Below are 19073 nucleotides of genomic sequence, written 5' to 3'. Positions count from 1 at the left end.
GGCTTCACACACAGCGTGAAGAATGATGCCCGGTGATCATCCAGCGGGAGCCGATCTCCTCGAGAGTGAACAGGAAGCGGGCCGGAACGGTCTCCGCACCCGTCGGCCTTCGAAAGCGAAACGCGTAGATGCCGGCAACCGTCGACGTTCCGAGCTTTCTGTCTGTGCGGCTGACGACACTCTTGAGCGTGCAATCCGGGCCGCCATCGGACAGAAAGAACTCGAAGTATTTGCGGCGGCCATCCGCGGTAACGGCAATCTCGTTAGACAGCGTCGGCACAAGGATCGCATCCGGCGCATACAGTTCAAGGATCGCTTCGATCCGGCCTGAGGCAACCGCTTCTGTCCATCGTGTGAGCGTCGCACGAGCGGCGCCATCTGGATGCGCTTCAAACCTGTGTGTGTGTTCAGCCAGACTGTGTTCCAATGTCTGCTCCGATCCCGTCCTGTTTTCGGCTTGCGAAGTTCAGCATCGGCTACACGGTCTCCAACTCGGACACGCGTCAGCCGACAATCTTTTCAAATCCATTTCGATCTTGATTTGTTATGTTATATCGTATCATGTCCAAATCAAGGACGTCGGGTTTTGTTTTTCAGACAGGCGAACGGCGTCGCGAACCGGAACGGATTGTTGACGCACAGATCGGCCGCCGTGTTCGAAGTGCAGGCAATCAAACCGTCCGGGGGCCCGTGCAATGACCATGCATTTCCGCTTGAAAATCAACGACAGAGGTTTCGAATAGTATGACTTATGCTGCGAGTGTTGCGGCCATGGCAGAGTATCGCAAGGAACACGGGTTGCGGCCTTCCCGCGAGGACGCCGAGGCGGCCGTCCGTGTTCTGCTGGAATGGAGCGGCGATGACCCCGATCGCGAAGGGCTCGTTGACACACCTGCCCGCGTTGCGCGCGCCTACGAGGAATTTTTTGAAGGATACGGCATCGACCCCTCGGAGCTGCTCGCCCGCACATTCGAGGAAACGAATGACTATGACGATCTGATCGTGCTGCGGAACATGCGGCTGGAGTCCCACTGCGAACATCACATCGTGCCGATTATCGGCAAGGTCAATGTGGCCTATCTTCCTGAAAATCGCGTTGTCGGTATAAGCAAGCTCGCGCGTTTGGTGGACGTCTATGCCCGGCGCCTCCAGATCCAGGAAACGCTAACATCCCAGATCGCCAACACGATTCAAGACGTGCTTCAGCCCCGGGGCGTCGCCGTTGTCATTGAAGCCTCGCACATGTGCATGACCACCAGGGGCATAAGGAAGCCGGGCGTCTCCATGTTGACACGGAAGCTTCTCGGTGAGTTTCAGACGGACACGGAACTCAGAAGAGACTTCCTGTCCTCGCTCGATGTCTCAAAAGAAGGATTTGCATGATGGCTAACCGGAAACCTTTTGCACTCCGTGAGACTGTTGAACAGGTTGAAGAGGGCAAGTTGCTCGCGCCGAAATTCGACACAAATGGCCTCCTGCCGGTGGTGACGACAGATGCGGAAACCGGCGACGTGCTGATGATGGGCGTGATGAACGAAGAAGCCCTGCTGCGGACAATCGAGACGGGCGAGGCCCACTACTGGAGCCGAAGCCGCAAATGCCTGTGGCACAAGGGTGCGACCAGCGGGCTCATCCAGAAAGTCGTCGAAATGCGGATCGACGACGATCAGGACGCTGTCTGGCTGCGTGTTGCCGTTACTGGAGGGGCAAGTTGCCACGTCGGCTACCGCTCCTGCTTTTATCGCGCGGTTCCCTTAGGCGCGAAAGATGGCCGGATCGAACTCAGCTTCACCGAAAGCGAAAAGGCGTTTGACCCGGTCGAGATCTACGGTGACGCGCCGAACCCGACGCAACTCTGACGCGGGACGTCTTTGAAGACGGGCACGCATTTACCCAACGCGTGTCCATCTCCCGGCCCACGCGGCTCAAAAACCGGCGTATTCGCACCAAAGCAGGGTATCAGACGATATCCACCGGTCCGTGATCATCACAATGACCATCATGTGGATGGTGCAGGCGGCCATCCACCAGATAGCAGATGTGATCACCATGCGGGACGGCTTCATGTCCGCAGCCAGGTCCGTGGACGTGATCCGGATCGTGGCCGAGCACATGTGCATCGACAGGAACGCAGCCTCCGGGGTTCTTTGACGAAACCTCGAGCACGTGTTCCTCGATGCGCTCGCCTTCCTGGTGATGCAAGTGGCCATCATGAAGATAGTCGACATGATCTCCATGGCGGATCGCTGTATGGCCGCAATTGGGTCCGTGAACGTGACTGTGTTTCGGGTCGTTGGTATCGCTGCTCACGCAATCTCTCCTTCGTTTTCCGGATGGGTTGTGCCGTCTTCTGCGGCGTGTTCAAGAATGTCCCGCAACAGACCGGCCACGTGATGGTCTGCAAGTGCGTAGTAGATGTGTTTGGCCTCCCGGCGCCGTTTCACGAGCCGGGCGGAATGAAGAAGCTTGAGACGCGCGGAAACCGTCGCGACCTTTTCCCCCTCCTCGTCCGAAAGCTCGGTGACACACCGTTCGCCGCCGGCCAGCAACAGCAGAATGCGCAGGCGCGCCGCGTCTCCGGCTGCACGCAGCATCAAGGCCGCGCTTTCAATGGTCGCTTCAGCCGGAAGGGGATGACGTGGGCAGTCCCCGTGACTGTCGGTGTTGCAACCGGGTAGATCGGCATGATCCGTCATCATATCATTCTTTCATTCAATGGATTGATAGAATGATAGGAGTAGTCGCGTCTGGCAAGCCAAAATGAAACGACAACGCGCCCTGCCTGATTGCGGCAAAACGCCGGTAACCCGATAAGGCAGGTTCTAAATTGCAATGGTTGGTATACTCTCGCCCCATGGAGGAGACACAACACTTGAAGGCGCAGCTGGATCTGATGCAGGCTGCACTCGATCACATCAATCAGGGTTTCACCGTGTTTGACAGCGACCTCAGGCTGGTCGCCTGGAACCGCGGACTTTCCGACATGCTCGACATGCCGGAGAACATCATCCAGCGCGGATCGCATCTGGAAGCTTTCATCCGGGTGAACGCGGAGCGCGGCGAATACGGGCCCGGTAATATCGAGGGCAAGATCGCGCGCCGGATCGAACGCGCCAAGCTGTTCGAACCGCACTATTTCGAGCGCGTGCGCCCCAACGGCCAGATCATTGCCGTCTCCGGCACCCCGCTTCCCCAGGGAGGGTTTGTCACGATCTACTCCGACGTGACCGAAGAACGGCGGAGGCAGGAAAAGCTGGAGCGGACAGTCGAGGAACGCACGCGGGCGCTTCAGCAAAGTGAAGACTGGCTGCGTCTGGTCACCGACAACATCCCGGCCCTGATCGCCTATTTGTCTCCCGGCCCGGTATTCCGCTTCGCCAACCGCCGCTATGCGGACTGGTTTGGACACTCGGTCGCATCGATCGCCGGCCGCGCTGCCGCCGATGTCGTGGGGACCGACCTCTTTGCCGAGCTCGAGCCGCATATCGACCACGCCTTCAAGGGGAACGCGGTCAGCTACGAGTACGAGCGCAAGCGGCCCGACGGAACCAGGGCCTATATGCGGTCCACGCTCATTCCCGATATGACCGCGGATGGACGCACGCTCGGTATTTTTGTCCTGTCGCTGGACGCGACGGATCAGAAGCAGGCGGAAGCCACTTTGGTTCAGTCCCAGCGCATGGATGCGGTCGGCAAGCTGACGGGCGGCCTTGCTCACGACTTCAACAACCTGCTGGCAATTCTTATGGGCAATCTGCTCTCCATCAGCCGCATGGAAGCCCCGCTGGACAAGAGGGACCTCGACCGGAAGCTCGAACCGGTGCTGGAAGCCACAAAGCGGGGCTCAGACCTCATCCAGCGGCTCCTCGCTTTCAGCCGTGGCAAGGCGGTCGACCCGCAGGCAGTGTCCCTGGCCACGCTTGTGCGCAATACCGAAAGCCTTCTTACGGGCTCCCTGCCCTCCTCCATCCGGCTGGAGACTGAAGTGGCCGACCGGAGCATCGGGGCCTGCATCGACCCGACTCAGATGGAAACCGCCCTGATAAATCTGGCTTTCAACGCCCGCGATGCCATGCCGGATGGCGGAACGCTGCGCATCGCCCTCAGCGAGATTTCCATCGAAAAGCGGGAGGCGGACGACCTCGGTGTTCCCTCCGGACGCTTCTCTAAAATCACCGTCGCGGACACCGGCTGCGGCATGGACGAAGAAACCCGCCTCAAGGTGTTCGAACCCTTTTTCACGACGAAGACTTTCGGCACCGGCAGCGGCCTGGGCCTTTCCATGGTCTATGGCTTCATTCGCCAGTCCGGAGGCGCCGTCACGGTCGACAGCAAACCGGGCAGCGGCACGTGCCTGACGTTCTACCTGCCCTACCGCCGGGTTGCCTTGTCCGCCGATAGAAATGGCGCTACATGCGACGGCACCGATCTGAAACGGGGTCGCGGTGAGCTTTTGCTGCTGGTTGAGGACGACCCGGATGTCGCCAACGCCGTCACCGATCAGTTGCAAAGCCTGGGCTACGCCGTTCTGCGGGCCGAAAGTGCGGACGACGCCCGCTCCCTGGCGCTTGATCTGCCGGAACTCAGGGGTGTCCTCAGCGATATCATCATGCCCGGTCAGATGAACGGCCTCATGCTTGCCAGGGAAATCCGGCGGGCGCGCAAGGATCTCGGAATTGCCCTTATGTCGGGCTATGCAGACTGGTCAGATCTTGCCGGCAACGAGCGGGACTGCCAGTTCCCCGTCCTTGCGAAACCCTTCACCGACGATCAACTGGCGCAAACGCTCCAGAAGATCCTCCAGAGTTCAACAGCCAGTCAATCGGGACCGATTGACCGGCCAGAAGTTGATCGGATCTGATCCGGTCGAGCAAGTGAGTGATTGCCTTGCAGAAGAGCTTCGCACCATCGGCGAAACTGACCGTCTTCATCGTTGATGACGAACCGGAGATCGGTCAGCTCTTGCGCGAAGCCATGTCGCATTTCGATATGACCGGCGAAACATTTTCCACCGGCACCTCCATGCTGGCAGCACTTGCCAACGAAAGTCCGGACGCCTGCATAGTCGACCTCGGACTGCCGGACATGGAGGGCATGGCCCTGATCAACGAGATCCGCAGGATATCCTCGGTGCCGATCATTGTGCTGTCCGCGCGGGGCCATTCGACGGACCGGGTCATGGGTCTTGAACTGGGCGCGGATGACTATGTCGTCAAACCGTTTGACCCGCGCGAGGTCGTCGCACGCATTCGCTCGATCCTCAGAAGATCCTCGGACCGGACGCCGGCTCACGGCGAAGTGGATCTGGCCAGATTCGAGGACTGGTCATACCGCCCTTCCTCCCATTGCCTGACCTCACCGGAGGGGGAAGAAACCTTCCTGTCGACCGGGGAAGCCACCTTGCTCGAAGCGCTGCTGCGCGCTCCAAAACGGGTTCTCACCCGTGACTACCTGCTCGAACACGGCGGACGGGACGAGAGTCTCGACCGGTCGATCGATGTCCGCATTTCACGGCTCCGCAAGAAACTGAACCGCAAGAACGAAGCCGCTCATATCAGGACGATCTACGGCTCGGGCTACATGTTCGCAACGGCGGTGACATGGAGTTGAGGTTACGTCCAGCTTAGCCGGACCGGAACTTCGTCTCGAATTCCTCACCTGTCATCTTCCGCGTTTCGTTTGAAAACGAGTAACAGGCCGGTTTCTGTTCAATGAAGAATTCAGCCTTGAACGGCAGTTCCGATTGATCGTCAAACAGACCCAGCGGAATGCCGTGAAGATCGCTGCCTTTCGGATGGAAGAAGAGACTGGAGCCGCATTCGGAACAAAAACCACGTTCGAACCCATCGGATGACTGGTAGCGTTTGACCGGACCTTCAAAAACTGCACCGGTGCAAGGCACAGCCATGAATGGACCGCCCACCCATTTCCGGCACATCGAACAGTGACAAGCCTGCAGGCGCGGTAGAGCGTCGGCCGAGAGGGTCACGCTTCCGCATAAACAGCTGCCGGTCCGGGTCATGTCTGCCACCTTTCGCTTTTGCCGCTTGAGGATCGCGACCTGCCTGGAACGGTAGATCTTCTGAAACGCAAAATCAAAAAAGGCGGGAAGATCGCTCCCCCCGCCTTTTTCAATTCAAACCCGGCCTTCCTTAGAAGCTCAGGGACACGTCCCTGTGGCTGGACAGGCATGCCGCAACGTCCAGGGCCATATGGGTCGGCAGTCTTTCCTGCTGCCTCAGACCGATATTGTTGACGACCGCGGCATCATATTCCTGCAGCGCCGGCAGCAGTTCCTGTGCGGCTCTTTCGCGCCACGCAAGATCGGCCTGGAGCGCCGCGATCGACTTGTCGATCTCGGCCACGGCCTCTTCGGCATTCGGTTCGCGGCTGCGCATGATCTTGCGCGCTTCGGTCAGGCCCTTGCGGATATCGCTTGTGCCCTCTGCTTCACCCACTTTCGAGCGCATGGCGGCAATGGCCTCGACAGCTGCCTCCGGCTCAAGCTGCGGAACCTGCGCCTTGAGCTCTTCAAGCTCCGGACCGAAGGCCGCGACCGTATCCGCGTCCGCAAGAATGGCCTTCACCTCCAGGATCGGCTCGTAGGCCTGATCAACCGTGCGGCGGTACATCTGCCGCGCGGTGGTCTCCGCTTTCTGGATCTTTGAAAACTCCCCGTAGACCTCTTCCCAGTTGTCCGGGATCTTGGCGAGGATCGCATCGTGTTCCTGTTGGAGCGCATCAATCTGCGACTGCGCGCGCTCGCCCTGCGCCGTGGAGTAGACCGCACCGTCGCCGGACCGGTTGACAATCACCTTAAGTTCTTCGATACGCGCGTCGATCCGGCGGGCATCACGCTCCAGGGCCCTGACTTCCGTGTGGATGGGTTTGAAATCACCCGAAGCCTCTGCGACAGCGTCTTCCGCGTCGCGGATCGCCGTCATCATGGGCAATGCTTCCTTCGCCTTTTCAAAACCCTCGGCAAGATCGTCCTGCAGGTCTTCCGGCAGATAGCTCATGTCGACGCCTTCGACCTTGTCGATCGCGGCCAGGATGCTGTCGCCGTTTTGACGGAAATCCTCGTAGACGAGCGTTTCCATGCAGTATTGCAGGCGCGGGTTCTTGGGCGGCGGCGCCGTCTCGGACAGCAGCGAAGACCGGTTTGGCAGGTAATTCACCAGCTGCGGATAGAACCCGACGATGCCGAGTGCGAACAGCTGCAGCGCAATGAACGCGATCACGCCCTTGTACATGTCGATGGTCTTGACCACCGCAGGTGCCACACCGCGCAGGTAGAACAGCGCGAACCCGAAGGGCGGCGTCAGGAACGAAGTCTGGATGTTCAGGCCGATCATGACACCGAGCCAGACGGCAGTGACATTCGCTCCGGGATCGGAAAGCAGGATCGGCGCCACGATCGGCACGACAACCACCGCGATCTCGATGAAATCGAGGAAGAACCCGAGGATGAAGATCACCAGCATGACGATCAGGAACTGGGCCCAGAAACCGCCGGGCAGGCCCTGCAGGAATTCCTTGACGAGGTGCTCGCCACCAAATGCGCGGAACGCCGAGGTCAGCATCGCCGCGCCGAGCAGGATGATGAAAACCAGCGACGTGGTCTTGGCCGTTTCGACCATGACGCCGCGCAGTGTATCGTCCAGCTTCAGCGTCCGCCAGCCCGACCAGAAGATCGCCAAAAGCACGAGTGACACCGCGATCAGCGCCAGGATCAGGCTCAGCACATCCTGCGAATTATCGATGCGCTTGATATTCACTTCGCCGAAGAAACTGATCACGACCGCGAGACCGAGCAGTGCGAGGATTGCGAGAATAGCAGGCGAATAGGCCCCCTTTTCGCCTTCCTTGAGGCGGTAGCCCGCCATGACCATCGCTCCGACCGCACCGATTGCGCCCGCCTGGTTGACCGTTGCAATGCCGCCGATGATCGAACCCAGCACGAGGAAAATCAGGGCCAGGGGCGGTACCAGCGTGATCACGACCTTGACCGCGAACTTGCGCGTGAAGGTGCCCTCTTCGTGGACGGCCGGCGCGGCCTTGGGGTTCATCAGCGCGAAGCCGAGAATGAACAGCATGTAGAGACCAACAAGGACAAGGCCCGGCAGGAAGGCTCCCAGGAACATCTCTCCGGCGCTGGTCGAGACCACGGAAAAATCCGACGGCATGGAGAGTTCGCCCGTGCTGTCCTTGAACAGCGTCTGACGGAGCGAGCCCGCCTGATCGACGGCACTAGCAAGCTGGTCGGCAAGAATGATGAGAACGATGGAGGGCGGGATGATCTGGCCGAGCGTGCCGGACGCGGCAATCGTTCCAGTCGCGAGCGGAACCGAATAATTGTTGCGAAGCATCGCCGGCAGCGAGATCAGACCCATTGCCACAACGGTTGCACCGACAATTCCGGTTGTCGCGGCCAAAAGAGCGCCCACGAACACGACGGAGATGCCGAGACCGCCGGGGACCGGACCGAAAAGACGGGCCATTGTTACCAGGAGGTCTTCGGCGATCTTCGACCGCTGAAGCATGATGCCCATGAAGACGAACAGCGGGATTGCGATCAGCGTATCGCGTTCGGCTTCCCAGTAGATGCCCCGGAAATTGGTAACACCCGCGCTCAGCCATTGCCCGGGCCCGCCGGAATCAAAGAAGGCATCGGTGCCGGTCGAAAACAGGTAGCCGGCGCCGGCCGCAAGTCCGATTGTCAGGATCGCCGCTCCCGGAAGGGCGAACGCGACCGGGAAACCGGATCCCAGTGCAAACGCCATCAGGACAACGAGAAGAGCTAGAAAGAAAAGTTCCATGTCAGAAGATCTCGTCAGGCGTTAGTTGACTGGATGGTTTTCATGGTCCCGGCCGCCCGGCTCACCACGAATGTCCGCAATCGCGTCCAGGAAATAGGACACGAACTGGATCATCATGGTGACGGCGAACACGCCCAGGAACCCTGCCATGAGGTATTTGACATAGAGCCCGAACCCGGCCTGCGTTGTCTCGTAGGACAGGATCGGCGCGTTGATCACGTTCTGCTTCCCTGCCATGCCGATGAGGATGATGACGGCGCACAGGGACATCCCCAGGATGACGGAGCCGACGGCGTTCACGTAGCCCTTGGTCTTGGCGGACATTCCGGCATAGAAGACGTCGACCCTCACGTGCCCTTCTTCAAGCAGGGTATAGGCACTCGCGAACAGGAACAGCGCCGCGTACCAGAACCGGACGAGGTCGGCCATGAAGGCCTGCTCGTAGGAAAGGATGAACCGGCCCACCACGATCAGCAATTCGGCAACGACCACCAGCAGCGCCAACCAGATGAACCCGAGCGTGCGCGTAAAGGCGGCGATCACGAATGACAGTCCGATGAGCGGCATGTGCACGTATCCGCCGCGGAACTGGGACCGGCCGAGACTGGCGGCCATGTCCGGGCCGACCACAGCCTCAAGCAGGCCTTCGACGCGCAGGAAGGAAATCACGGCATCCACGAGGCCGACGATCAGAACGGCAAAAAACATCGCCCTGATCAAATAGGCGTTGATATCACTGATTTTTTTGCTGTCTTCGCGCAGCGACCTGTCCTTGGTGCGCTGAACCAGCAGCACTGCCCAGATGATCGCACCGCCGTAAATTGCCAGTTGCGCCCAGGACCAGGCGATCGACATCGATCCGTTCGCCGGCCCGCCGAAAATCGGGGCAATTCCGGGAAGGTCCTGCCAGAAGGTCAGATAGTTGTTGATCAGAAACGCTGCCATGATCATGAGGATCAGCCAGCCGAATGTCCTGTATGATACCGCGCTCTGGTGTTTCCCTGCAGGAATGTCCCCACCTGCCGACACGTCGTCTCCAACCCCGCCTACAGCCGCCATGGCGAATGTGCCCTATTTTTTTGTCAAACAAGAAAACGGGGGCGGGACTTCTCCCGCCCCCCCTTAGCTTTGCCGAAGGACTTAAACTTCGATGCCGAGCACGCGGTTGCGCTGCTGCGTATAGCCTGTGTCGGCGAGCAGCATCCAGCGACCGATTTCGGACCGTGCTTTCGCGAAGCTTTCATGGGTCCGCGCTGCCAGGTCGGAGTGAGAAATCGTTTCCTCGAAGACCTCTTCGGCAGCTTCACCGAACGCGTCGTAAACCTCGTCGTTGAACTGTTTCAGCTCAACACCGTGCTCGTTGATGAGCCGGTCGAGATAGACACCGTTGTTAGCATTGGTTTCAGCCATCTGGCGGGCGTTTTCTTCGTTACAAGCCGCCTGGATGATGGCCTGGTCTGTCGGCGACAGCTGGCTCCACCAGGACTTGTTCATGCCGAAGGCGAGCTGGGAACCCGGCTCGTGCATGCCCGGATAGTAGTAGTACTTGGCTGCTTCGTAGAACTTCATGAAGTAGTCGTTGTACGGGCCAACCCACTCGGTCGCGTCGACAGCACCGGAAACAAGGTTTTCGTAGATCTGGCCGCCCGGCAGGGAAACAGGAGACGCGCCCAGTTTCGCCATGACGTCGCCGCCGAGGCCCGGAATACGCATCTTCAGACCCTTGAGGTCGTCCGCGGTTTCGATTTCCTTGTTGAACCAGCCGCCCATCTGAACGCCGGTGTTACCGCATGCGAAGTTTTTCAGGCCGAACTCGTCACCGACTTCGTCCCAAAGCTCCTGGCCGCCGCCATACTTGATCCAGGCATCGATCTCGGCATAGGTCAGGCCGAACGGAACAGCCGTGAAGTAAGCCCAGGCCGGGTGCTTGCCCTTCCAGTAGTAGTCGGCAGCGATGTAAGCCTGCGCGTTGCCGGATGCGACTTCGTCGAAAGAGTCGAAAGCCCCGACGCGTTCGCCGGCCGCGAAGTACTGAACATTGATGCGGCCATCGGTCAATTCGCCGATGCGGGCTGCCAGGCGCTGAGCCGAAATCCCGAGACCCGGGAAGTCACGCGGCCATGTGGACACGATCACCAGATCGGTGGTGCCCTGCGCAATCGCCGGTGCGGCGAGAGCGGAACCAGCGGCGATACCACCGGCGCCAAGACCAGCTTTTTTGATAAACGAACGACGATCCATTAGTTTCCTCCCTAATCGGACCAAATAATTCCGGATCGGTCTGCAACCTTGCACCGATCTCGCCGTATGTCTAGTTGACGTGACGGACGGAAAGCTATTCGTGGTTCTGCGCACTTTCTCAGTAGTACTACCGAGAATTTCGCAATAGATGATGGCTTAATGGACACCTGCCTAATGGGAAAGCAACTTTCGTGACCTTCAAGACTAAATTGCTACTTATCACGATCCTGCCGCTCATCGCGGTATCCGTTCTGATCGGCGGCACCACCTACTACCAGTCGCGAAAGCTCATTGACGCGGAAACACAATCCGTCGAGCAAAGGATCCTTGCGGCGAAACGGCAGGAGATCCGCAACTATGTAAGCCTGGCGCTCACATCGATCGAACAGCTCTACAAGAAAGAGCCGGGCGGACGGAAAGCCGCCCAGGAAGAGGTGAAGGAAATTCTGACCAACCTCACCTTCGATCATGACGGCTACTTCTTCGTTTACACGCTTGATGGCACCAATGTCGTTCACCCCAAACTGCCGCATCTTGTCGGCGAAAACTGGTGGGACCTGCAGGACGACAATGGCGACTACGTGATCCGGAACCTGATCACCCAGGCCAAGTCCGGCGGAGGGTTCCACCAATATGTCTGGCACAAGCCCTCCACCGGATCGGTCGAGGAAAAACTCGGCTACGCCATTTTGCTGAACAAGTGGGGCTGGATGCTCGGCACCGGCCTTTACACCGACGATATTCAAAAGGAAGTCGCCACGATAAGGGCCGAATTTGCGCAGAACATCCGCCAGACGCTGCTTGTGACCTTCCTGATTACGCTGGCGGGCATCGCCGTTGCAGGAACGCTGATCGCAGGCGTCCGCTTTTCAGAGCAACGGTTTGCCGACAGCAAGCTGAAGGAACTGACGAACCGGATTTTCCAGGTCCAGGAACAGGAACGCAAACGCGTCTCGACCGAGCTGCACGACAGTATATCCCAGCTTCTCGTTTCCGTTCGCTACGGCATCGAGATGATCCACAGCGAGGCCACCCGCGATCTCGATCTTCAGGTCCAGGCGGCGAAGTGCCTCAAGACCCTGGACGGAACCATCGCCGAAGTCCGCCGAATTTCGCGGGACCTCAGGCCGAGTGTCCTGGATGACATGGGCCTGGCGGCAGCGCTGGGAAGCCTCGGCAACGAGATCCAGAGCCAGTCGGGCATATCGGTCAACGTCGATGCGCAGCAGTGCCACAGCCGGTTGTCGGACGGTGCCAAGACAGCGCTTTACCGGGTTGTCCAGGAATGCATGACCAATGTTGCAAGACACTCTCACGCGAGCAAGGTCAACATCGATCTGAAAGTCGGTGTCCACGACCTGACATTGTGTGTGGAGGACAACGGCGTCGGCCTGCCAAGGCCGCTGCCCAAGACCGGAGGTCTCGGGTTTCGAAACATGCGCGAGCGGATCGAGACCTATGGCGGCAAGTTGATTTTGAGCCGGCGGTCCTCCGGGGGGACAAGGATCAAGGTGCAGATGCCGCTCGATAACATGGCGGCAAAGGCCGCGTGATTTGAACATGACATCGAGTTCCAAGTCTTCCCCGTCACTTGAAAGACCCATTCGCGTCCTGCTCGCCGACGACCATGAACTCGTCCGCGACGGTATTCGGGCGCGGCTTCAAAAGGTCCCGGAGCTGGAGATCGTCGGCGAGGCCACCAACGGACGCGAGGCCGTGCGGATGACCCGCAGCCTGAAGCCCGATGTGCTTCTGATGGACGTTTCCATGCCGGTCATGAACGGTCTGGAGGCGGCAATGGAAATCCGCAGAACCGAACCCTCCGTCGGCGTGTTGATCCTGTCGGTCTACGACAATCCCGAATATGTGCGCGGCGTCGTCCAGGCCGGTGCGCGCGGATACATCCTGAAGGACATCTCGGCACAGGAGATGATCACCGCGATCACCAGCGTTGCCTCCGGCGGATATTTCTTCTCGTCCGCCATCGGCCCAACCCTCGTGGGCGCAAGCGCATCCGCTCCCGTTGAAGATCCCTATGGTCTGACCGAGCGTGAACGGCAGGTGCTGACCGCGATCGCAAAAGGGCAGCCGAACAAGGAAGTCGCCAAGGCGCTCGGGATCAGCGTTCGCACGGTGGAATCGCACCGGCTCAACCTTCGCGAAAAAGTGGGCACGCGTAACGCGGCCCAGCTTTACAAGGTCGCGCAGGAATTGGGATTGCTGGACTAGGTGTCTTTCAGCTACATCTGCGCATGGGGCCACCCCCGCGCGCATTCCGTTTCCCTGCAAGGTTCAAAATGACAAAACCGCTTGTCCTGGTAACAGCCGACGTTAAGCCCATCGACGGATTCAACTGGCACGCCGTCAACGCAACTTATCTTCATGCCGTCCTGAAAGGGTCCGACGCGATTCCGATGATCCTGCCGTCTCTCGGCCCGGAACTGGATCTGGATGCAGCCCTTGATCAGGTCGACGGCGTGGTCGCGACCGGATCGCGTTCAAACGTGAATCCCGTGCTTTACGGTCAGGAACCGACGGAAGCCAACGGCCCTTACGACCCCGACCGGGATGCGACGACCTTGCCCTTGTTGAAAAGAGCCGTGGAACGCGGCATCCCCGTGTTCGCCATATGCCGCGGCATGCAGGAACTCAACGTGGCCATGGGCGGCACGCTCCTGACAGAGGTACAGGAACTCAGCGGCCGGAAGGATCACAGGGCCCCGGTCTCCGAACAGCAGGATGAACGCTTCCGGATCGCGCACCCCGTTGATGTCGCCGAAGGCGGTACGCTCGAAGACGTGATCGGTTCGGAACCATTCGACGTCAATTCGCTGCACCGCCAGGCCGTGGGCGATCTCGGCAGCGGTCTTGTGATGGAGGCACGCGCAGAGGACGGAACGATCGAGGCCATGTCCGTGAAGGACAGCGCAGGATACGTCCTCGCCACTCAATGGCATCCCGAGTACTGGGTCTCCACGGATGGCCCCTCGCAAAAACTGTTTTCTGCATTCGGGGACGCAGTTCGCGCTTATCGGGAAAAACGGCTCGGGCTCTAGGTTCCGGCATTGCCGCGAAAAATCAGCCCCAGCCGAGCGCGGCAATCAGAAGCGTTATTCCGAGCAGGAACACAATTGCGGCGCCAAAAATCTCGATCGACCGGTGCACACGGATCGCCATCGGACTGCCTTCCCCAAAGAGGCGCACGGCAAGATCCTTTGCACCGACGGCAAGGGCGGCCAGCAGCGAAACCGTGATGCCGGTGCCGACAGCCATTGCCAGTGTTGAGGCCACCCCGGCGACGATCATGCCTTGCGACAGCGCAAACACCAGAACCACCAGGGCCCCGGTGCAAGGCCGAAGACCGACTGCCAGTACAATGGATATGGCGCGGCCGAATGTTATCTCCCCCTGAACCATCTCTGGCGTCGGCGCGTGCGCGTGACCGCAGGTGGTGCACACGCCGTCAGCTCCGAATTCATGATGGTGGTGGTGGTGGTGATGCCCGTGATCGTGTCCATGATGATGGTGAGCGTGATCATGCCCGTGCGCGCCGGCGAGGGCGAGATTGCCCCCGGAAAGACGGTCGGCAATGCTCAACGCAAGCGGCTTTCCGGCCTTTTGCCAGAGCAGCCATGCGCCCAGCCCCGTGATCAGGATGTAGGATCCGATTTCAAACCAGCGCGCCGTATCCTGGATTGCCAGGCTCGTCAGATTGAAGACAACCGCAAGGCCCCCGACAAGCACGATCGCAGTGACGGCCTGCGCGAACGCGGACGCGAATGACAGCAGGACCCCCTTTTTCAAGGTCTCATTGTTGGCAACGACATAAGAGGTGATGATCGCTTTGCCATGACCCGGCCCGGCGGCATGAAACACGCCATAGGCAAAGGACAGACCGATCAGCAACCAGCCGGCGCCCGGATTGTTGCGGAACGCGCGCAGACTGGCCACCAGCCGCTGATAGAACTCCTTCTGCTTGATCGCGATCGTGCCAAAGAAGCGATCAAGAACACCGATGCCGACAACAGCCGCTTCCGGGCTATTGATGACGGCGACCTGTGTCGAGGCAACCACCTCGTCCGAGCGAGCGGAGGCGAGCGGCTCAGTACCGCTTTCCGGAAGCGCTTCGTTTGCCCCGCCGGTACCGGCATCAGGATCGAGCGATGCGGTCTGCGCTTCGGTCTGCCCGCTCACGCCGGACGCCGAAATTCCGGCAGCTGCGCTCGCGCAGTTGACGATCATCTGGTTGATCTGCGTGGCGGCCGCAGACTGCAGTTCAGGTGGCAAATCGCGCTGGTCCGGTCCGATCTGCGCCAGCGCGTAAGCGGTTGCGGCGTCGAGAGGCGGCGGCTCCTTGCGCGTCACCTGGCATGTTCCGGGCGCATTGACCGTGCCGACCGCGTCCGCCTCCTGTCCGAACCTGAAATCCACGTAGTAGGTCGGGTCATAGACATCGAGCGTTATCGGCGCCGTCGCATCGCTGGGATCCTTGAGCGGCAGCACAAAATGAAGCTCAAGGAGATCCACTTCCTCGATCGCCGTGCCGCCATTCAAACGGATATCCTCTTCGATCGCCTCGAAATCCTCCGGCTTCATCATCCAGTAGTCGTCGACGGGAAGTGTTGCGACCTCGAGCCAGTAGTCCGTCGGAGCGGCAAAATCGAGCTCGACGCGCGTGTTGTCGCCAAACGTGAAATAGCCAAAATCCGCCATGCTCTCGACATTGACCTTGGCGAGTTCGGCAAGCTCTTCACGCGAATAGACACCGTCCTGATTCGTGTCGAAACCCTGGATCGCGAAGGCGGAAAAAGCATCATCGAAGCGGAAGATATGCTCGACCGCAACGGCATTGCCCTCGTCGTCGAAGATGAGTTTGGATCTGGCTTCGACAAACACATGAGGATGCGCCACGGCGCCTGTCACGCTGACAATCGCGAGGATCAATACTGCTGCAAAACAGCTGGAGACCAGACGGCAGGCCTCTCGCAAGCAGTTGGAAAAACAGCGCAACGGGTCACCTATTTTGACGAACGGACGTACTCACATGGCACGATTTGTCCTCTGTGAACACAGAACACGGCAGCATAATGACTGAACATGTTGCCGCAGCGCAAAACCAAGATGAAAATATTTTCACAAGATCACCTGAAATAAAGAACGTGTGTTTCGCTTCGATGGCAAAGATTGGAAGAAAAGAGACAAAATTCTTCGGTTTTCAACTAAATTATTTGTAAAGACAACGACATGTAGAGCCAATCATGAACGCTTTGAACCCTTCCATCCCGCACAGCGCCGTGTTCGACCATCCGGAAATGGGCGAACACGAAAACATTGTTTTCGTCAGGGACCGTGACAGCGGACTGAACGCAATCATCGCAGTCCACGACACCACGCTCGGCCCAGCGCTGGGAGGCTGCCGTGTCTGGCCGTACGAGAAGCCGGCCGATGCGCTTACGGATGCGCTGCGGCTATCACGCGGCATGACTTACAAGAACGCCCTTGCGGGACTGAATCTGGGAGGTGGCAAGGCCGTCATCATTGCCTGTCCCAGGAAGGACAAGTCACAAGACATGATGGAGGCTTTCGGCAGTCATGTCGAACGGCTGTCGGGCACCTACATAACGGCCGAAGATGTCGGCGTCTCACCTGAGGACATGGAAGCCGTTTCCCGCCGCACCGATCACGTGCGCGGCATCCGCGCAACCGGGCTGGGCGATCCGTCTCCTTATACGGCGCTCGGGGTATTCGAAGGGATCAGGGCTTCGGCCAGGCATGTTTTCGGAAGCGCCGATCTGGAAGGCAGGACGGTATCGGTGCAGGGACTTGGCCATGTCGGTTTCGACGTTGCCCGACAACTCGCTGAGGCCGGTGCGAACCTGATTGTCTCCGATATTCATGCACCCGCTGTCGACAGGGCGCTTGATGCGTTCGGCGCAGCGTCCGTTCAGGCCGATCAGGCGCATTGCGTGGAGGCAGACATTTTCGTTCCCTGCGCGCTTGGGGCTGGATTGAATGCCCGCACGATCCCCCAGATCGGGGCGCGCATCGTCGCTGGCGCGGCAAACAACCAGCTTCAAACGCCTGCCGACGGTGTCGCTCTCAAGAAGCGCGGCATTCTCTACGCACCCGACTACGCGATCAACGCCGGTGGCGTGATCTCGATTGCCCTGGCGAAACCAGGCGAAGACGATGGCAGGGTCCGGGCGAAAACGCTGGCGATCGGCGAAACGCTCACACGTATCTTCGAACGCGCCGCACGCGAGGAAACCACACCCGAAAGGGTCGCTGACATGATCGCCGAGGAGAGACTGGCACAATAAGGCAGCGGACACAGACCGCGCCTGGTGCAGCCCGGCGGCGCACGCCGCCGGAGGGCCCGCCTCGCGGGGAAATCATGATGTCAGGTCAGGAGTACCGTTTTTCGGAGGCCGACTTGAAAATGAGCCGCACCTGATGTTTGGCGTCTTCGACAGCACGCTCGCCCATCTCCGCATAGCAGGCGGTGACGCCTTCATGCAGCAGATAGAGCGTTGACGCGAATTGGTCGTCTCCGCTCAGGACACCAAAAAATTCAAGCAATTCGCCCTTGTGCCGTGTAACCGTGTCCTTGATCTGCGAACTGTCCGGGTTGGCGGCAAGGGCCTGGCGGAAAAAACACTCCTTGCCCTGGGTCACACGCATCCATCCGCCCAGCTTGTCGAACAATTGTTCTGCCGCCGCCAGTCCGGGTTCACTCACCCCCTCGCGCACATAGGCGAGATACCTCTGGTGACGAAACTCCAGCGCACCCAGGATCATGGCTTCCCGCGAGGGGAAATACCGGTAGAGCGTACGCATGCTCACGCCGACACCCGCACGCAGCTCCGGAACGCTGGGGTCTGCAAATCCACGACTCCAGAAAACCTTTTCCAGGCCGGCTGCAATCTGTTTTTGAGCATCGTTCATGAAAGCAGACTGAAACGTGCACGTTGCATTTGCAACAAAAATCTGTCCTCTACCGGATCACGTTTCTCCCGGCGTGAACCGCTCTAGCAACCCGGGGCTTTCGAAGACCAGTCCACCAGGAAATCCACGAACGCCCGGACCTTCGCGCTGAGATGACGCCGATGCGGGTATACCGCGTAGATACCGCGCTCCGGCTCTTCGTACTCCTCCAGGACAACCACGAGATTACCTTCGCTCACATCCTTGGAGACAAAGAAAAGCGGCGTCCGCAGGAAACCCAGATTGGCCAGTGCGGCTTCGCGGGCGGCAGTGGCACTGTTGACTTCAAGTGGCCCATTCACGGTAACGGACAAGCGCTCGCCGTTCGACTGGAATGCCCAGTTCTGCTTGTAGCGGTAATTCGTGTCGATGATGCAGGGCCGGGTCGCGAGATCCGACGGAACTTTCGGTGCACCGTGTTTCTCGAACACATCGGCTGTTGCGCACACAACGGTGCGGAAGGGAGCAATTTTCCTGGCAATCAGGCTTGAGTCTTCCAGCTGTGTCACGCGGATCGCAAGATCGAAACCTTCCTCGACAAGATCCACGAACCTGTCTTCCAGGCGCAGATCAAGCCGGATGTCGGGATACTGGGCAAGAAACTGCAGCATTGGCCTGTTGAGCATGTCGTCACCCATCGACCGGGGTGCCGACACGCGCAAACGGCCGCGCACCTCCTGGTGAGAGGACTGCACGGACGCCTGGAGATCGTCGATGCGTTGCAGGATTTCCGCCGCTTCCTTGTAATACGCCTCTCCCACCTCTGTCAGGGAGACCTGCCGCGTCGTGCGGTTCAGCAATCGGACGCCGAGTTCGTCTTCAAGCTCTCCGACATATTTCGAGACAAGCGCCTTGGACCGGCCCATCTCCCGGGCTGCGGCGGAAAAACCATTCGAGTCGACCACTTGAATGAAGCAGCGCATCCGCGTGATTGCGTCCATTCGGCATCCTTCCAGCTAGGGCAACGCATTGAGACGTGATTACCCGATTTGTCCCGCAACGGTCAAAGCCAACGGTCCAACGGGAACG

The 19073-nt window shown here is 59.4% G+C and carries 18 protein-coding genes; 8 read left to right on the top strand and 10 right to left on the bottom strand.

Annotation, left to right across the window (positions count from 1 at the left end; translation table 11 throughout):
- Positions 1-4: 4 nt before the first annotated feature.
- The gene (locus RDA78_RS10975) at positions 5-427 is read right to left on the bottom strand and encodes a nuclear transport factor 2 family protein (protein WP_434055350.1); all 423 of its coding nucleotides are present in this window, start codon (positions 425-427) and stop codon (positions 5-7) included.
- A gap of 317 nt (positions 428-744) precedes the next feature.
- On the opposite strand from RDA78_RS10975, the gene folE reads away from it, so the two are divergent.
- Both folE and hisI read left to right on the top strand, forming a co-directional pair.
- Positions 745-1383 (top strand): GTP cyclohydrolase I FolE, encoded by a 639-nt coding sequence (gene folE, locus RDA78_RS10970; RefSeq protein ID WP_434055349.1) that lies wholly within the window; start codon positions 745-747, stop codon positions 1381-1383.
- The gene (gene hisI / locus RDA78_RS10965) at positions 1383-1859 is read left to right on the top strand and encodes a phosphoribosyl-AMP cyclohydrolase (RefSeq protein ID WP_434055348.1); all 477 of its coding nucleotides are present in this window, start codon (positions 1383-1385) and stop codon (positions 1857-1859) included. Before folE ends, hisI begins: the two co-directional genes overlap by 1 nt.
- Before the next feature lie 100 nt (positions 1860-1959).
- Here the strand turns inward: hisI and RDA78_RS10960 are convergent, their stop codons facing one another.
- The gene (locus RDA78_RS10960) at positions 1960-2310 is read right to left on the bottom strand and encodes a hypothetical protein (RefSeq protein ID WP_434055347.1); all 351 of its coding nucleotides are present in this window, start codon (positions 2308-2310) and stop codon (positions 1960-1962) included.
- Entirely contained in the window at positions 2307-2699 is a 393-nt protein-coding gene (locus tag RDA78_RS10955; protein ID WP_434055346.1) for an ArsR/SmtB family transcription factor, read from the bottom strand. The genes RDA78_RS10960 and RDA78_RS10955 overlap by 4 nt, the downstream gene beginning before the upstream one ends.
- A gap of 173 nt (positions 2700-2872) precedes the next feature.
- Here RDA78_RS10955 and RDA78_RS10950 point away from each other — a divergent pair, with 173 nt between their 5' ends.
- Together RDA78_RS10950 and RDA78_RS10945 are read left to right on the top strand one after the other, a co-directional pair.
- Positions 2873-4861: a PAS-domain containing protein gene (locus RDA78_RS10950; RefSeq protein WP_434055345.1), complete on the top strand. Its 1989-nt coding sequence runs from the start codon at positions 2873-2875 to the stop codon at positions 4859-4861.
- 26 nt (positions 4862-4887) lie between these two features.
- Entirely contained in the window at positions 4888-5610 is a 723-nt protein-coding gene (locus RDA78_RS10945) for a response regulator transcription factor (RefSeq protein ID WP_434055344.1), read from the top strand.
- 13 nt (positions 5611-5623) lie between these two features.
- Here the strand turns inward: RDA78_RS10945 and RDA78_RS10940 are convergent, their stop codons facing one another.
- The 4 genes from RDA78_RS10940 to RDA78_RS10925 all read right to left on the bottom strand — a co-directional run bounded on the left by RDA78_RS10940 (position 5624) and on the right by RDA78_RS10925 (position 11060).
- Positions 5624-6022 (bottom strand): GFA family protein, encoded by a 399-nt coding sequence (locus RDA78_RS10940; RefSeq protein ID WP_434055343.1) that lies wholly within the window; start codon positions 6020-6022, stop codon positions 5624-5626.
- 130 nt (positions 6023-6152) lie between these two features.
- On the bottom strand, positions 6153-8819 hold the full coding sequence (locus tag RDA78_RS10935) for a TRAP transporter large permease subunit (RefSeq protein ID WP_434055342.1): 2667 nt from the start codon (positions 8817-8819) through the stop codon (positions 6153-6155).
- 21 nt (positions 8820-8840) lie between these two features.
- Positions 8841-9878: a TRAP transporter small permease subunit gene (locus RDA78_RS10930; RefSeq protein WP_434055341.1), complete on the bottom strand. Its 1038-nt coding sequence runs from the start codon at positions 9876-9878 to the stop codon at positions 8841-8843.
- A gap of 81 nt (positions 9879-9959) precedes the next feature.
- Positions 9960-11060, bottom strand: a complete 1101-nt coding sequence (locus RDA78_RS10925; protein WP_319384237.1) for a TRAP transporter substrate-binding protein — start codon at positions 11058-11060, stop codon at positions 9960-9962.
- A 191-nt stretch (positions 11061-11251) separates the two neighbouring features.
- On the opposite strand from RDA78_RS10925, the gene RDA78_RS10920 reads away from it, so the two are divergent.
- The 3 genes from RDA78_RS10920 to RDA78_RS10910 all read left to right on the top strand — a co-directional run bounded on the left by RDA78_RS10920 (position 11252) and on the right by RDA78_RS10910 (position 14116).
- Positions 11252-12613: a cache domain-containing protein gene (locus tag RDA78_RS10920; protein WP_434055340.1), complete on the top strand. Its 1362-nt coding sequence runs from the start codon at positions 11252-11254 to the stop codon at positions 12611-12613.
- A 7-nt stretch (positions 12614-12620) separates the two neighbouring features.
- The gene (locus RDA78_RS10915; protein WP_434055339.1) at positions 12621-13289 is read left to right on the top strand and encodes a response regulator; all 669 of its coding nucleotides are present in this window, start codon (positions 12621-12623) and stop codon (positions 13287-13289) included.
- A gap of 68 nt (positions 13290-13357) precedes the next feature.
- A complete protein-coding gene (locus RDA78_RS10910; RefSeq protein WP_434055338.1) occupies positions 13358-14116 on the top strand; it encodes a gamma-glutamyl-gamma-aminobutyrate hydrolase family protein in 759 nt (252 codons plus the stop codon).
- Between the two features lie 22 nt (positions 14117-14138).
- Here RDA78_RS10910 and RDA78_RS10905 read toward each other — a convergent pair whose 3' ends face one another.
- Positions 14139-16004, bottom strand: coding sequence for a DUF1007 family protein (locus tag RDA78_RS10905; protein WP_434055337.1), 1866 nt, complete (start codon positions 16002-16004; stop codon positions 14139-14141).
- Positions 16005-16318: 314 nt separating this feature from the next.
- Between RDA78_RS10905 and RDA78_RS10900 the strand changes: the two genes are divergently transcribed.
- Positions 16319-17380, top strand: a complete 1062-nt coding sequence (locus RDA78_RS10900; RefSeq protein ID WP_434055336.1) for a Glu/Leu/Phe/Val dehydrogenase dimerization domain-containing protein — start codon at positions 16319-16321, stop codon at positions 17378-17380.
- Between the two features lie 85 nt (positions 17381-17465).
- Here RDA78_RS10900 and RDA78_RS10895 read toward each other — a convergent pair whose 3' ends face one another.
- Entirely contained in the window at positions 17466-18005 is a 540-nt protein-coding gene (locus RDA78_RS10895; protein ID WP_434055335.1) for a TetR/AcrR family transcriptional regulator, read from the bottom strand.
- 83 nt (positions 18006-18088) lie between these two features.
- On the bottom strand, positions 18089-18985 hold the full coding sequence (locus tag RDA78_RS10890) for a LysR family transcriptional regulator (protein ID WP_434055334.1): 897 nt from the start codon (positions 18983-18985) through the stop codon (positions 18089-18091).
- Between the last annotated feature and the right edge of the window lie 88 nt (positions 18986-19073).

It is taken from the genome of Roseibium sp. (assembly GCF_051016195.1).
Lineage (GTDB): Bacteria > Pseudomonadota > Alphaproteobacteria > Rhizobiales > Stappiaceae > Roseibium.
This window is presented reverse-complemented; position numbering and strand designations above follow the sequence as displayed.

Bases quoted from the DNA above. Each gene is read 5' to 3' on its own strand.
- folE (WP_434055349.1), top strand. From the start codon at position 745: ATGACTTATGCTGCGAGTGTTGCGGCCATGGCAGAGTATCGCAAGGAA.
- hisI (WP_434055348.1), top strand. From the start codon at position 1,383: ATGGCTAACCGGAAACCTTTTGCACTCCGTGAGACTGTTGAACAGGTT.
- RDA78_RS10955 (WP_434055346.1), bottom strand. From the start codon at position 2,699: ATGATGACGGATCATGCCGATCTACCCGGTTGCAACACCGACAGTCAC.
- RDA78_RS10940 (WP_434055343.1), bottom strand. From the start codon at position 6,022: ATGACCCGGACCGGCAGCTGTTTATGCGGAAGCGTGACCCTCTCGGCC.
- RDA78_RS10935 (WP_434055342.1), bottom strand. From the start codon at position 8,819: ATGGAACTTTTCTTTCTAGCTCTTCTCGTTGTCCTGATGGCGTTTGCA.
- RDA78_RS10930 (WP_434055341.1), bottom strand. From the start codon at position 9,878: ATGGCGGCTGTAGGCGGGGTTGGAGACGACGTGTCGGCAGGTGGGGAC.
- RDA78_RS10925 (WP_319384237.1), bottom strand. From the start codon at position 11,060: ATGGATCGTCGTTCGTTTATCAAAAAAGCTGGTCTTGGCGCCGGTGGT.
- RDA78_RS10915 (WP_434055339.1), top strand. From the start codon at position 12,621: ATGACATCGAGTTCCAAGTCTTCCCCGTCACTTGAAAGACCCATTCGC.
- RDA78_RS10910 (WP_434055338.1), top strand. From the start codon at position 13,358: ATGACAAAACCGCTTGTCCTGGTAACAGCCGACGTTAAGCCCATCGAC.
- RDA78_RS10900 (WP_434055336.1), top strand. From the start codon at position 16,319: ATGAACGCTTTGAACCCTTCCATCCCGCACAGCGCCGTGTTCGACCAT.
- RDA78_RS10895 (WP_434055335.1), bottom strand. From the start codon at position 18,005: ATGAACGATGCTCAAAAACAGATTGCAGCCGGCCTGGAAAAGGTTTTC.
- RDA78_RS10890 (WP_434055334.1), bottom strand. From the start codon at position 18,985: ATGGACGCAATCACGCGGATGCGCTGCTTCATTCAAGTGGTCGACTCG.